Consider the following 13,834-nt stretch of genomic DNA (forward strand, 5'->3'; position numbering starts at 1 on the left):
TTCGCCTCTTCGCGGGTAAACCCGCTCCCACCGGATTCTCGCAGCCCTAAAAGGCAGTGCAATACCTGTGGGAGCGGGTTCACTCGCGAAAGGGCCGGAACAGGCGACACAAAAAAGGCGACCTTCATGCGAAGGTCGCCTTTTTCATTTCCAGGCCGGGATCAGATCCCGTACTGCGCCCGGTACGCCTCGACAGCCGGCAGATGCTGCTTCAGCTGCGGGTCATCGGCCAGGAACTCCAGCACCTGGGTCAGCGAAACGATGCTGACCACCGGGATACCGAAGTCGCGCTCCACTTCCTGGATCGCCGACAGTTCGCCATTGCCACGTTCTTCGCGGTTCAGCGCGATCAGCACGCCAGCGGCCTTGGCCTGCTGGGCATTGATGATCTGCATGACCTCACGAATGGCGGTACCGGCGGTGATCACGTCGTCGATGATCAGCACGTCACCGGCCAACGGTGCACCGACCAGGCTGCCACCTTCACCGTGGTCCTTGGCCTCCTTGCGGTTGAAGCACCATGGCACGTCGAGCTGATGCTGATCGGCAAGGGCTACGGCAGTAGTCGCTGCCAGCGGGATACCCTTGTAGGCAGGGCCGAACAGCACATCGAACGGGATCTTGCTGTCGACGATGGCGGCGGCATAGCAACGCCCCAGTTCGGCCAGGGCGGAACCTGTGTTGAACAGGCCGGCATTGAAGAAATACGGGCTGGTACGCCCCGATTTCAGGGTGAACTCACCGAAACGCAGTACCCCGCGATCGATGGCAAAACGGATGAAGTCGCGCTGATACGGCTGCATGAATAGTCCCGGACACCACGGATTTAGCTAAATGGGTTGAGCTCGGGTATCATACACGCACGAGATTTTTGGGGCCATTTATGCGGATCATCAGTGTGAACGTAAATGGCATTCAGGCTGCGGCCGAGCGTGGTTTGCTCAGCTGGCTGCAAGCCCAGAATGCCGACGTCATCTGCCTTCAGGATACCCGCGCCTCGGCCTTTGAACTCGATGACCCAGCTTTCCAGCTCGATGGCTATTTCCTTTATGCCTGCGACGCGGAGGTGCCTGCCCAAGGTGGTGTGGCCCTGTATTCGCGCATGCAGCCCAAGGCAGTCATCACCGGCCTGGGCTTCGAGACAGCCGACCGCTACGGGCGTTACCTGCAAGCAGATTTCGACAAAGTCAGTATTGCCAGCCTGCTGCTGCCTTCGGGCATGAACGGCGACGAAGACTTGAACCAGAAGTTCAAGTTGATGGACGACTTTGCCAAGTACCTGGACAAACAGCGTCGCAAGCGTCGCGAATACATCTACTGCGGCTCGTTTTACGTGGCGCAGCAGAAGCTCGACATCAAGAACTGGCGTGACAGCCAGCAGTCGCCGGGCTTCCTGGCGCCGGAACGCGCCTGGATGGATGCGATCACTGGCGAGATGGGTTACGTCGATGCCCTGCGCGAAGTCAGCCGTGAAGGCGACCAGTACAGCTGGTGGCCGGACAACGAGCAGGCCGAGATGCTCAACCTGGGCTACCGGTTCGACTACCAGATACTCACCCCGGGCCTGCGCCGCTTCGTACGCAATGCCCGCCTGCCGCGTCAGCCGCGCTTCTCCCAGCATGCGCCGTTGATTGTCGACTATGACTGGACGTTGACCATCTAAAAGTAATTGGGGGCGCGAAGCGGCCCCAATTGCTATTTGATCGGCCGCCAGATCATCGGGTAGCGATACGGCTTGCCTTCATTGGCCCGCACCGCCGCAATGATGATCAGGATCATCACCGCGACCATCAGCATGGCGAACAGCACCAGCCCGATGAACACGAACATCAGCAGGAAGCAGATGAACCCGGCAATGGTCACGCTGATCTGAAAGTTCAGCGCCTCTTTGCCCTGGGCGTCGATGAAAGGGTCTTGCTCGCGCTTGAGGTGCCACAGCACCAGCGGGCCCAGCAAGTGCCCGAGCGGCACCACCAGGCCCAGCAGCGCGGAGAGGTGACAGAACATCGCCCATTGCCGGACCTCGGCATTGGGCGGGGTGATCGACAGGTTAGATTCGCTCATGCCCCGCACCTCCCTGGCTGGGTTCAGTCGGCCAGTGCCGCCTGCTGCAGTTCGAAGATCTCGTTCATGCCCTTCTGTGCCAGGGCGAGCATGGCGTTGAAGTCTTCAGGCTGGAACGGCGCGCCTTCGGCGGTACCCTGCACTTCGATGAAGCCACCAGCGCTGGTCATGACCACGTTCAGGTCGGTTTCGGCGGCGGAGTCTTCCAGGTAGTCCAGGTCGAGCACCGCTTCGCCCTGGTACATGCCCACCGACACGGCGGCGATCATGTGCTTGAGCGGGTTGCCGGCCTTCAGGCCACCGCGCTTCTTGATCACCGCCAGGGCGTCGCACAGGGCGACCATGGCACCGGTAATGGACGCGGTACGGGTGCCACCATCGGCCTGGATCACGTCGCAGTCGACGTACAGGGTGATGTCACCGAGCTTGCTCATGTCCAGCGCGGCGCGCAGCGAACGGCCGATCAGGCGCTGGATTTCCAGGGTGCGACCACCCTGCTTGCCACGGCTGGCTTCGCGTTGGTTACGCTCGCCGGTGGAGCGCGGCAGCATGCCGTATTCGGCGGTCAGCCAGCCTTGGCCCTGGCCTTTGAGGAAGCGCGGCACACCGTTTTCCACACTGACCGTGCAGATGACCTTGGTGTCACCGAACTCGACCAGTACCGACCCTTCGGCGTGCTTGGTGTAGTTGCGGGTGATGCGGATCGAGCGGAGCTGATCGGCGGCGCGACCACTTGGACGTTTCATCTGGGATACCTGTACTGGGACTTTGAATCTGCCGAGCATTATAGAGCCCGCGGCCCGGGGAAGACATGCCTATTGTCGCACCCGGCACAGCCCGTCGCCTTTTCCTGCTGGCCAGGCCGCCCCTCGTTAACATGGGTGGATTGGGCGCCAAGGCCCCACTGCGCTACAATCCTGCGCCTTGCAGCCGAGAGGCTCCCACCGTTCATTCATCTACGCGAGGTACTCCCCATGGTGCACAGCATGACCGCTTTTGCTCGTGTCGAGCGCGCCGGCAGCCAAGGCACCCTGGTCTGGGAGCTGCGTTCGGTCAACCACCGTTACCTGGAGCCACACCTGCGCCTGCCCGAGGCCCTGCGCGACCTCGAAGGCGCCGTGCGTGAAGGCCTGCGCCAGGGCCTGTCGCGGGGCAAGGTGGAATGCACCTTGCGCCTCAACGAAGACAGCAACGGCAAACCGCTGAAGGTGGACCGCGAGCGCGCCGCGCAGCTGGTTGCCGCCGCCGAGGAAGTGGCCGGCCTGATCAAGCAGCCGGCACCACTGAACCCGCTGGAGGTGCTGTCGTGGCCAGGCGTGCTGGTGGCCGACGCCAGCGACCCGCAGGCACTGAATACCGAAGCCATGGCGCTGTTCGATGAAGCGCTGACCGAGCTCAAGGCCGGGCGCCAGCGTGAAGGCCAGGAACTGGCCCGGCTGATCAACGAACGCCTGGACAACATGGCCAGCGAAGTCACCACCCTGCGCGCCCTGGTGCCGCAGATGCTGGCGGCGCAGCGGCAGAAGATCCTCGACCGCTTCGGCGACATGCAGGCCGAACTCGACCCGCAGCGCCTGGAGCAGGAGATGGTGCTGCTGGCCCAGAAGAGCGACGTGGCCGAGGAGCTCGACCGCCTCAGCACCCACGTCACCGAAGTGCGCCGGGTGCTCAAGGGTGGCGGTGCCGCCGGCCGGCGCCTGGACTTCCTGATGCAGGAGCTCAACCGCGAGGCCAACACCCTCGGCTCCAAGGCCTTCGACCCACGCAGCACGCAAGCGGCGGTCAACCTGAAGGTATTGATCGAACAGATGCGTGAACAAGTACAGAACATCGAGTAAGGCCACCCCGACCATGAACCACAGCAGCGGCACCCTCTACATCGTTTCGGCCCCTTCGGGCGCCGGCAAGACCAGCCTGGTCACCGCCCTGACCCAGGACGACCAGCAAATCCGCGTCTCGGTCTCGCACACCACCCGCGCCATGCGCCCGGGCGAGCAGCACGGGGTGAACTACCACTTCGTCGTCCACGAGGAATTCAAGGCGCTGATCGCCCAAGGCGACTTCCTCGAGCATGCCGAGGTGTTCGGCAACTTCTACGGCACCTCGCGCAGCGCGCTGCAGCAGACCCTGGACCAGGGTTACGACCTGATCCTGGAAATCGACTGGCAAGGCGCCCAGCAGGTACGCAAGCTGATGCCCGAGGCGTTGTCGGTGTTCATCCTGCCGCCAAGCCAGCAGGCCCTGCGCCAGCGCCTGGACGGCCGTGGGCAGGACAGCGAAGAGATCATCGCCGGGCGCATGAAGGAAGCGGTCAGCGAGATGGTGCACTACGACGAGTATGACTACGTGATCATCAACGATGATTTCGACGTGGCGCTGGAAGACTTGAAGGCGGTGTTCCGCTCCAATCGCCTACTGCTGCAGAAGCAGCAACAGCGCAACAGCGGGCTGCTGAAAGAGTTGCTCTCCTGAGAGACTGCACGGGGCTGCTTTGCAGCCCTTCGCGGGCACGCCCGCTCCTACAGGTACCCCACAGAACCTGAGAACTGTGGGGATCTTGTGGGAGATGGCCCAGCCCTTTGGGCTGCGCTGTCGCATAGAGAACTGAATTCGCAAGCGGTCCGTGCATCCTGTGNTGGGAGATGGCCCAGCCCTTTGGGCTGCGCTGTCGCATAGAGAACTGAATTCGCAAGCGGTCCGTGCATCCTGTGGGAGCGGCTTTAGCCGCGAAGAATCCAACGCGGTGCATGGCACCGGCTGCGCCGGTGTTCGCGGCTAAAGCCGCTCCCACAGAGGCCCTGCTAATTCAACGAGTTATGTGCAGTTCTATGAGAGCTGGCTTGCCGGCGATTGGGCCGCAACGCGGTCCCTTGGTTTATTCCTGCAATGGCAAAGTGGCCTGCTGACGCAGGGTAGCCCCCAGGAAATACGCCGGCGCGCGCAGGCGCGACAGCATCATCAGGCCGATGCCGAGCACCGAAATGATCGCGGCAATCACGAACACCAGCCCCAGCCCGCCCACATGCGAGCCGCTGCCGAAGTCTGGCGAGGCGCTGTCAATGGCAGTACGTACAAAGATCACCGACAGGATCACCCCTCCCACCAGCGGGCACAGGCCGCGCATGATGAAGTGTCGCAAGCTGTCGAACAGGCTGTCGCGGAAATACCAGACGCAGGCGAATGCGGTCAGCGAGTAGTAGAAGCAGATCATCATGCCCAGCGCGGTAATGGTATCCGCCAGCACGTTCTCGCTCAGGGTACGCATGGTCACGTAGAACAGCCCAGCGGCCACGCCGGCGCAGATGGTGGCGTAGCGCGGGGTTTGCGAGCGCGGGCAGACGCTGGCGAACTTTTGCGGTACCGCACCGTAGTAACCCATGGCCAACAGGGTACGCGCCGGCGCCACGAAGGTCGACTGCAGCGACGCCGCAGTACTGGCCAGCACGGCGATGGACATCAGGATCGCCAGCGGCCCCATGACCGGGCCGGCCAGGTGGGCGAACACGTTTTCCTGGATACGCGGATTGTTCAGGCCCAGGCCAGACTCGCTGATACCGGCAAACTGGAGGGTCGCGATCGCGGTGAACAGATACAGGCCGAGGATCAACATCACGGTCCAGGTGGCGGCTTTGCCCGGCACCTCTTCACTGCCCACCGACTCTTCGCTGACGGTCAGGCAGGTGTCCCATCCCCAGAAGATAAAGATCGACAGCGACAGCCCGGCGGCAAAGGCCGAGAACGACTCGACACCGAACGGGTTGAACCAGGCGAAATCGAACTCCAGCGGCGGCGGCGCGGTGGCACCGTCGAAGGCGGCGAAGGCAAAGCCGATCAGCACCACCAACTGCAGGGCCACCAGGCCGTACTGCACGGTCATGGTGGTGGCGATCCCACGACAGCAGATCCACACCGCCAAGGCGATGAACACGCAACAGGTAACGATGTTGATCAACAGGTTGTCGGCCAACGCCGCCAGTTCATGTTTGCCGGTGATCTGACCAAGGAACAGGTAGAAGAAGTCGACCGCGACCCCTGCCAGGTTCGACAACACGATGGTGGTGGCGACCACCAGCCCCCAGCCGCCGATCCAGCCGATCATCGGGCCGAAGGCCCGCGCCGACCAGGTAAACGAAGTGCCGCTGTCCGGCTCCGCCGAGTTCAGTTCACGGTAGCCGAGAGCCACCAGCAGCATCGGCAGGAAACCGACGATGAACACGGCAGGCAGGTGCGCCCCCACCTCACGCACGGTCGGGCCAAGGGCGCCGGTCAGGGTATAGACCGGGGCAATGGTGGAAATGCCCAGCACCACGCTGGCCAGCAAGCCCAGCCGGCCTTTGGCCAGGCCCTTGCTGCGCTGGGTGTTGCCCGCGTCGGCCGCCACGTCGGGTGGGCGGCCGGCTTCTGTGTAATTGCTCATGAGTATTTGCCGTAAATTTTGGAATTGTTTTTCACAGGCCTTGCGTACAAGGCCCGCTTTCACTCATTGAAAGCTTGCTGCCGGGAGCCAGTCTTCGAGACCTTCGGGTGACGTCAGAATGCCTCCTGCCGTGTGCCCTCCCGTGCTGCGTAGGCAATGCAGGCCTCGCGAAACGCCTGGAACAGGCGTAGCGAGACCGGGTTTTCGGTAAATCGCCACTCCGGGTGCCACTGCACGCCGAGCACAAAGCCCGGCGCCGCAGGCATGGACACCGCTTCGATCAGGCCATCCGGGGCCCGTGCCTCGACGCGCAGGCCCGGGGCCAGGCGGTCGATGCCCTGGCTGTGCAGCGAGTTGACCTCGAACTGCGCCGCCAGGCCCAGGCGCTCGAACATCCCGCCAGGCTCGATGCCGACAGGGTGACGAGGGCCGTATTGCACCTCCAGGGGTGCGTCCTCAGGTTCACGGTGGTCAAGGTAGCCGGGCAGTTCCTGCACGCGCTGGTGCAGGCTGCCGCCCAGGGCCACGTTCAGTTCCTGGTAGCCACGGCAGATACAGAACACCGGCACACCGGCGGCAATGGCCCCCTGCAGCAGCGGCAGGGTCAGGCGATCGCGTGCCAGGTCATGCCGGGTACCCGCAGCGCTGGGGGCGCCATTGTAATGATGCGGTTCGATATTTGAAGGTGAGCCGGTAAAAACAATGCCGTGCAGACGGGCCAGCAGCGCCTGCGTGTCGCTGCCCTCGTCACGGGCCGGCAAGATCAGTGGCAAGCCGGCAAAGCCGGCCGCCTCGACATACTTGTCGCCTACCGTGTGCGACGAGTTCTTCCCCACCTGCTGGCGGCAGGCGCTGACACCGATCAAGGGGACCGCATTTGCGCTCATGGGCTTACACCGTGTGCAGGTACCAGTTGTACTCGAGGTCGGAAATCGACACTTCGAACTCGGCCAGTTCGCTTTCCTTGCAGGCCACGAAGATATCGATGTAGTCCGGGCTGATGTATTGGTTGAGGGCTTCGCTGTCGTCCAGTGCGCGCAGGGCATCGCGCAGGTTGTTCGGCAGGCTCTGCTCCAGCTGTTCGTAGGAGTTGCCTTCGATCGGTGCCTGGGGCTCGACCTGCCGGGTCAGACCGTGGTGAACGCCGGCGAGGATCGCCGCGAGCATCAGGTACGGGTTGGCGTCGGCACCGGCCACGCGGTGCTCGAGGCGCACGTTGTCGCTGCTGTCAGTGGGCACGCGCACGGCCACGGTGCGGTTGTCCAGGCCCCAGCTTGGCGCATTGGGCACGTAGAACTGCGCGCCGAAGCGGCGGTAGGAGTTGATGTTCGGGCAGAGGAAGGCCATCGACGCCGGCATGGTCTCCAGCACGCCACCGATGGCGTGGCGCAGCGCATCGCTTTGCAGCGGGTCGTCGCTGGCGAAGATGTTCTTGCCGGTTTTCTTGTCCAGCAACGAAATGTGCACGTGCAGGCCGTTGCCAGCCTGGCCCGGGTAGGGCTTGGCCATGAAGGTGGTGTCCATTTCATGGTCGTAGGCAACGTTCTTGATCAGGCGCTTGAGCAGGATCGCGTAGTCGCAGGCCTTGAGCGGGTCGGCCACGTGGTGCAGGTTGACCTCGAACTGTGCCGGGGCGCTTTCCTTGACGATGGCGTCAGCGGGAAGGCCCTGCTCCTTGGCCGCTTCGAGCATGTCCTGCAGGCAGTCGGCATATTCGTCGAGGTCGTCGATCAGGTACACCTGGGTCGACTGCGGGCGCTTGCCGGAAATCGGCGAGCGCGGCGGCTGCGGGCGACCGTTGAGGTTGTCCTGGTCGATCAGGTAGAACTCCAGCTCGAACGCGGCGCAGATATCCAGGCCCAGGTCGTCGAACTTGCTCACCACCTGGCGTAGCACTTCGCGCGGGTCGGCGAAGAATGGCTGGCCATCCAGCTCGTGCATGGTCATCAGCAGCTGGGCGGTGGGGCGCTTCTGCCACGGCTCGTCCGACAGCGTGCCGGGGATCGGGAAGCAGATGCGGTCGGCATCGCCGATGTCCAGGCCGAGGCCGGTACTCTCGACGGTGGAACCGTTGATGTCGAGGGCGAACAGCGATGCCGGCAGGTTGATGCCCTTCTCGTACACCTTGTGCAGGCTGGCCCGCTCGATGCGCTTGCCACGTACCACGCCGTTCATGTCGGAGATCAGCAGGTCGACGTACTGCGTGTCCGGATGGGCCTGGAGGAAGTCATTCATCTCGCTGGAAGAACTGGCGCACGGGGTTACCGACGTCATGGCTGTACATCCTTTGATTTGCTGCGGCGATGTAGGGATACGGCTGGCGCCTCACGGGCGACGATGGTTGCAGCTGTTGTTCTTTTGACTTTCCCATCGTGGGGACTGGTTACCCGACCGGGCGCATTGATTCCCGGGGGCCGTTCCACTATAAAATGGCCAAAACGCAACAGACATTGGCAATTCGGCAAGCAGAGCGTGCACCAATGCAATATCAGATTACCCATGCCGACCTCTCCCTGGTCCTGGCCCTGGAACGTGGCCGCTCGCTGGCCAAGGCTGCCGAGCTGCTCAAGGTCGATGTGTCGACGGTGTTCCGCTCGATCCGTCGGCTGGAGTCGGCGCTGGGCACCGCCTTGTTCGTCAAGAGCCGCAAGGGCTACCTGCCGACCGACACCGCCCAGGCTCTGGCCGAGCAGGCCGAGCGCGCCGAGCAGGCGCTGGAGGCGGCGCGCATCGCCATGACCAGTGGCGAGCAGGTGGTCAGCGGCACGGTGCGGCTGACCTGTACCGAGGCGGTGATGCACAGCCTGCTGCTGCCGGCACTGGCCGAGTTCATGCCCAACTACCCGGCCTTGTCGCTGGAAATGGGCACCTCCAACACCTTCGCCAACCTCAGCCGGCGCGATGCCGACATTGCCCTGCGCCTGACCAACACGCCGCCGGAGCACCTGGTGGGCCGCAACCTGGGGTCCACCTCCTACGTGGTCTGCGGTCAGCCGCAGTGGCGCGAGCGCCTGGCCGAGTCACCTGCCGGCGTACCGTGGATCGCCCCCGACGACTCGATGCAGGACCACCCCACGGTGGTCTGGCGCAACCAGCAGCACCCGGGGTTGAGCCCGCGCTACCAGTGCAGCGGCATGTCGACCATTGCCCAACTGGTCACGGCCGGGCTCGGCGTGGCGGCGTTGCCGGACTACATGGTGCACGCGCTGCCCGGGGTGGATGCGCTGAGCGGGCCGCTGCCGGGATGCGACACCCAGCTGTGGTTGCTGACCCGGCCGGATTGCCGGGCGTTGCGCTCGGTGCAGACATTGTTCGAAGAGCTGACCCCGCGGTTGCGCGGCGCGATGCTCTGAGGGTATCGTCAGGCTCATGTATCGAGGGTGTCTGTTCCGGTCCTTTCGCGGCTAAAGCCGCTCCCTCGAGGGCGGCGTTGGGCCTGAGTACAACGCGGCGCCCTGTGGGAGCGGCTTTAGCCGCGAAGAAGGCAACACAGGGCTTGAAGGTAACCACCCGACAAAACAGCGCTTCCCTATTGGCTGGTGATTTTTTAAACTATCGAGTCCGCCTGCCCATTATTGGGCTGCACGCCCACCGCATTTGCTACTGAGGAAGACCATGGCCCGCGTAACTGTTGAAGACTGCCTGGAACACGTGGATAACCGCTTTGAGCTGGTCATGCTCTCGACCAAGCGCGCTCGCCAGCTGGCGACCGGCGGCAAAGAGCCACGCGTTGCGTGGGAAAACGACAAGCCGACCGTTGTTGCCCTGCGTGAAATCGCCGAAGGCATCGTCACCAACGAGTTCATCGCCGCTGAAGAGATCGTCACCGAGGATCCGGTGTTCGCCGCGTTCGAGGACGAGAACAACGAGGCTGTCTGATTGATGCCTGGTCGACGTCGCACGGCGCAAGGCCCCCTTCCTCGGCAGGAGGTGAACCCATGCCGGGTATAGAAGCCTTGGCCGAACGGCTGTCGACCTATCTTGGCCCCGAACAGGTCAACCTGGTCCGGCGCGCCTATTTCTACGCCGAACAGGCCCACGATGGGCAGCGCCGCCGCAGTGGCGAGCCCTACGTGACCCACCCGTTGGCCGTGGCCAGCATCCTCGCCGACATGCACATGGACCATCAGAGCCTGATGGCGGCCATGCTGCACGACGTGATCGAAGACACCGGCATCGCCAAGGAAGCCCTCAGCCAGCAGTTTGGCGAGACCGTGGCCGAACTGGTCGATGGGGTCAGCAAGCTGACCCAGATGAACTTCGAGACCAAGGCCGAGGCGCAGGCCGAGAACTTCCAGAAAATGGCCATGGCCATGGCCCGCGATATCCGCGTGATCCTGGTCAAGCTGGCCGACCGCCTGCACAACATGCGCACCCTGGAAGTGCTGTCCGGCGAAAAACGCCGGCGCATCGCCAAGGAAACCCTCGAGATCTACGCCCCCATCGCCAACCGCCTGGGCATGCACACCGTGCGCGTGGAATTCGAGGACCTCGGCTTCAAGGCCATGCACCCGATGCGCTCGTCACTGATCCACCGGGCGGTGAAAAGCGCACGCGGCAACCGCAAAGAGATCGTCGCCAAGATCGAGCACTCGCTGGCCAACTGCCTGGCCGCCGACGGCATCGAGGGCGAGGTCAGCGGCCGACAGAAGCACCTCTATGGCATCTACAAGAAGATGCGTGGCAAGCGCCGCGCCTTCAACGAGATCATGGACGTGTACGCCTTCCGCATCGTCGTCGACAAGGTCGACACCTGCTACCGCGTGCTCGGCGCCGTACACAACCTGTACAAGCCGCTGCCCGGTCGTTTCAAGGATTACATCGCGATCCCCAAGGCCAACGGCTACCAGTCATTGCACACCACGCTGTTCGGCATGCATGGCGTGCCCATCGAAATCCAGATCCGCACCCGCGAGATGGAAGAGATGGCCAACAACGGCATTGCCGCGCACTGGCTGTACAAGTCCAACGACGACGAGCAGCCCAAGGGCAGTCACGCCCGCGCCCGCCAGTGGGTCAAGGGCATCCTCGAGCTGCAGCAACGTGCCGGCAACTCGCTGGAATTCATCGAGAGCGTGAAGATCGACCTGTTCCCGGACGAGGTCTACGTGTTCACGCCCAAAGGCCGCATCATGGAGCTGCCCAAAGGCTCCACGGCCGTCGACTTCGCCTACGCGGTGCACACCGACGTCGGCAACAGCTGCATCGCCTGCCGCATCAACCGCCGCCTGGCGCCGCTGTCCGAACCGCTGCAAAGCGGCTCGACGGTGGAAATCGTCAGCGCACCCGGCGCACGGCCAAACCCGGCCTGGCTCAACTTCGTGGTTACCGGCAAGGCGCGCACGCACATCCGCCACGCGCTCAAGCAGCAGCGTCGCTCCGAGTCCATCAGCCTGGGCGAACGCCTGCTGAACAAAGTGCTCACCGGCTTCGATAGCAGCCTGGAGAGAATCCCCCAGGAGCGTATCCAGGCGATTCTCGCCGAGTACCGCCTGGAACTGATCGAAGACTTGCTCGAAGACATCGGCCTGGGCAACCGCATGGCCTACGTGGTCGCACGCCGCCTGTTGTCGGCCGAAGGCGAGCAGTTGCCGGCACCGGAAGGCCCGCTGGCGATCCGTGGTACCGAAGGCCTGGTGCTGAGCTACGCCAAGTGCTGCACGCCGATCCCGGGTGACCCGATCGTCGGCCACCTGTCAGCCGGCAAGGGCATGGTCGTGCACCTGGAAAACTGCCGCAACATCAGTGAAATCCGCCACAACCCGGAGAAGTGCGTGCAACTCTCCTGGGCCAAGGACATCACCGGTGAATACAACGTCGAGTTGCGTGTCGAACTGGAGCACCAGCGCGGCCTGATTGCCCTGCTGGCAAGCAGTGTCAACGCCGCCGACGGCAACATCGAGAAGATCAGCATGGACGAACGCGACGGCCGTATCAGCGTGGTCCAACTGGTGGTCAGCGTGCACGACCGCGTGCACCTGGCGCGTGTGATCAAGAAGCTGCGTACCCTGACCGGTGTGGTCCGCATCACCCGCATGCGTACGTAGTCCGCCAACTGCAAGGAGTCATCATGAGCAAGACCGTCATCAACAGCGACAAGGCCCCTGCCGCCATCGGCACCTACTCGCAGGCGATCAAGGCCGGCAACACCGTGTACATGTCGGGCCAGATCCCGCTGGACCCGAAGACCATGGAACTGGTCGAAGGCTTCGAAGCCCAGACCGTACAGGTGTTCGAGAACCTCAAGGCCGTGGCTGAAGCCGCTGGCGGTTCGTTCAAGGACATCGTCAAGCTGAACATCTTCCTCACCGACCTGAGCCACTTCGCCAAGGTCAACGAGGTAATGGGCCGCTACTTCGAGCAGCCGTACCCGGCCCGCGCCGCCATCGGTGTTGCCGCGCTGCCGAAAGGCGCCCAGGTCGAAATGGACGCCATCCTGGTCATCGAATGATGCCCCCGGTGACGGGCGCCCTGTCCGTCACCTTCCCACCTCTGCAAGGTTACCCCGTCATGCGTCAAGCACTGCCCCTCGCGCTGGCAGCCCTGCTTCTGGGCGGCTGCGCCAGCCACAAACCCGAAGATTTCAACGGCACCTGGATCAACCAGGACGCCATCACTGCGGCCGTCAAGGGCGGCAGCCTGCGTCAGGCGCTCAATGAGCACGGCCCAGTGTTCGAGTGGAAGCTCGACGTCGCCAGCCAGCAGGCCAGCTACAGCAATGGTTTCGAAGCGGCCGACGGTCAGCTGAGCGCCACCGACAAGCAATGGCAGGCCAGCTTCCAGGGCGGCCAGACCGAGCAACTGTCGCTGGATGGAGACGAGCTGCAGGCCGTCGGCCAGAGCGGCGCCAAGCAGACCTTCGTGCGTGCCAAAGCGCCGGCGGCGGCCAATGCCCCGCTCGGCAGCAGCTTCGAAAAGGCGCTGTACCAGGCCTATCTGGGCGGCAACTGGAAGATCGTCGAAGGCCAGGGCAAAGGTGCCAGCGTGCGCTTCAGCGACACCGGCAACGTCACCGGCCTGCCGGGGCCAGACCGTTTCGCCCTGTGCCTGGCGGGTGATTGCGCGACCATGGGGGGCAGCAATGACAGCCTGTGGCTGGAGCGCAACCAGCGTGGCGCGCCGTTCATCCTCAAGCGCGATGGCGACAAGCTGGAGATCTTCCAGGCGGTGAACCGTGCGCAGCCGGATGAAATGCCAGTGCTGGCTGCCGGCAAGCGCCAGTGGGTGCTGGAGCTGGACTGAACTTGCTGGAGTCGCGGCCGAACACACCGACCTCTTCGCGGGTAAACCCGCTTGTATGGTAGGACTTGAAGGGAGGAGGAGGGTCATAACTCGCTTCTGACTGTTCGCAGC

General features: G+C 63.6%; 14 protein-coding genes. 8 read left to right on the plus strand and 6 right to left on the minus strand.

Annotated elements, in window-relative coordinates; genetic code table 11:
* Nucleotides 1–161: 161 nt before the first annotated feature.
* Nucleotides 162–803 (minus strand): orotate phosphoribosyltransferase, encoded by a 642-nt coding sequence (gene pyrE, locus FQ664_RS25580; RefSeq protein WP_003253405.1) that lies wholly within the window; start codon nt 801–803, stop codon nt 162–164.
* A gap of 80 nt (nt 804–883) precedes the next feature.
* Between pyrE and FQ664_RS25585 the strand changes: the two genes are divergently transcribed.
* A complete protein-coding gene (locus tag FQ664_RS25585) occupies nt 884–1,663 on the plus strand; it encodes an exodeoxyribonuclease III (RefSeq protein WP_003253401.1) in 780 nt (259 codons plus the stop codon).
* A 32-nt stretch (nt 1,664–1,695) separates the two neighbouring features.
* Here the strand turns inward: FQ664_RS25585 and FQ664_RS25590 are convergent, their stop codons facing one another.
* Together FQ664_RS25590 and rph are read right to left on the minus strand one after the other, a co-directional pair.
* Entirely contained in the window at nt 1,696–2,064 is a 369-nt protein-coding gene (locus FQ664_RS25590; RefSeq protein ID WP_108480444.1) for a DUF4870 domain-containing protein, read from the minus strand.
* A 23-nt stretch (nt 2,065–2,087) separates the two neighbouring features.
* Nucleotides 2,088–2,810 (minus strand): ribonuclease PH, encoded by a 723-nt coding sequence (gene rph / locus FQ664_RS25595; RefSeq protein ID WP_046613695.1) that lies wholly within the window; start codon nt 2,808–2,810, stop codon nt 2,088–2,090.
* A 228-nt stretch (nt 2,811–3,038) separates the two neighbouring features.
* On the opposite strand from rph, the gene FQ664_RS25600 reads away from it, so the two are divergent.
* On the plus strand, nt 3,039–3,902 hold the full coding sequence (locus FQ664_RS25600) for a YicC/YloC family endoribonuclease (protein ID WP_144175782.1): 864 nt from the start codon (nt 3,039–3,041) through the stop codon (nt 3,900–3,902).
* A 13-nt stretch (nt 3,903–3,915) separates the two neighbouring features.
* Complete coding sequence (gene gmk, locus FQ664_RS25605; protein WP_144175785.1) at nt 3,916–4,536, plus strand: guanylate kinase; 621 nt, start codon at nt 3,916–3,918, stop codon at nt 4,534–4,536.
* Between the two features lie 403 nt (nt 4,537–4,939).
* Here the strand turns inward: gmk and FQ664_RS25615 are convergent, their stop codons facing one another.
* The 3 genes from FQ664_RS25615 to FQ664_RS25625 form a co-directional block, all read right to left on the minus strand.
* Complete coding sequence (locus FQ664_RS25615; RefSeq protein ID WP_144175789.1) at nt 4,940–6,481, minus strand: APC family permease; 1,542 nt, start codon at nt 6,479–6,481, stop codon at nt 4,940–4,942.
* A gap of 113 nt (nt 6,482–6,594) precedes the next feature.
* Nucleotides 6,595–7,368 (minus strand): gamma-glutamyl-gamma-aminobutyrate hydrolase family protein, encoded by a 774-nt coding sequence (locus tag FQ664_RS25620; protein ID WP_144175791.1) that lies wholly within the window; start codon nt 7,366–7,368, stop codon nt 6,595–6,597.
* Between the two features lie 4 nt (nt 7,369–7,372).
* Nucleotides 7,373–8,755, minus strand: a complete 1,383-nt coding sequence (locus FQ664_RS25625) for a glutamine synthetase family protein (RefSeq protein WP_144175793.1) — start codon at nt 8,753–8,755, stop codon at nt 7,373–7,375.
* 206 nt (nt 8,756–8,961) lie between these two features.
* On the opposite strand from FQ664_RS25625, the gene FQ664_RS25630 reads away from it, so the two are divergent.
* From FQ664_RS25630 to FQ664_RS25650, 5 genes are all read left to right on the plus strand, one after another.
* Nucleotides 8,962–9,834, plus strand: coding sequence for a LysR family transcriptional regulator (locus tag FQ664_RS25630; RefSeq protein WP_144175795.1), 873 nt, complete (start codon nt 8,962–8,964; stop codon nt 9,832–9,834).
* A 262-nt stretch (nt 9,835–10,096) separates the two neighbouring features.
* Nucleotides 10,097–10,360, plus strand: coding sequence for a DNA-directed RNA polymerase subunit omega (rpoZ, locus tag FQ664_RS25635; RefSeq protein WP_003253383.1), 264 nt, complete (start codon nt 10,097–10,099; stop codon nt 10,358–10,360).
* Nucleotides 10,361–10,419: 59 nt separating this feature from the next.
* The gene (gene spoT, locus FQ664_RS25640; protein WP_144175798.1) at nt 10,420–12,528 is read left to right on the plus strand and encodes a bifunctional GTP diphosphokinase/guanosine-3',5'-bis pyrophosphate 3'-pyrophosphohydrolase; all 2,109 of its coding nucleotides are present in this window, start codon (nt 10,420–10,422) and stop codon (nt 12,526–12,528) included.
* Between the two features lie 23 nt (nt 12,529–12,551).
* On the plus strand, nt 12,552–12,932 hold the full coding sequence (locus FQ664_RS25645) for a RidA family protein (RefSeq protein WP_009684531.1): 381 nt from the start codon (nt 12,552–12,554) through the stop codon (nt 12,930–12,932).
* 59 nt (nt 12,933–12,991) lie between these two features.
* Nucleotides 12,992–13,723, plus strand: coding sequence for a hypothetical protein (locus tag FQ664_RS25650; RefSeq protein ID WP_144175800.1), 732 nt, complete (start codon nt 12,992–12,994; stop codon nt 13,721–13,723).
* Nucleotides 13,724–13,834: the final 111 nt, after the last annotated feature.

This window comes from Pseudomonas persica, from assembly GCF_900291015.1.
Classification (GTDB): domain Bacteria; phylum Pseudomonadota; class Gammaproteobacteria; order Pseudomonadales; family Pseudomonadaceae; genus Aquipseudomonas.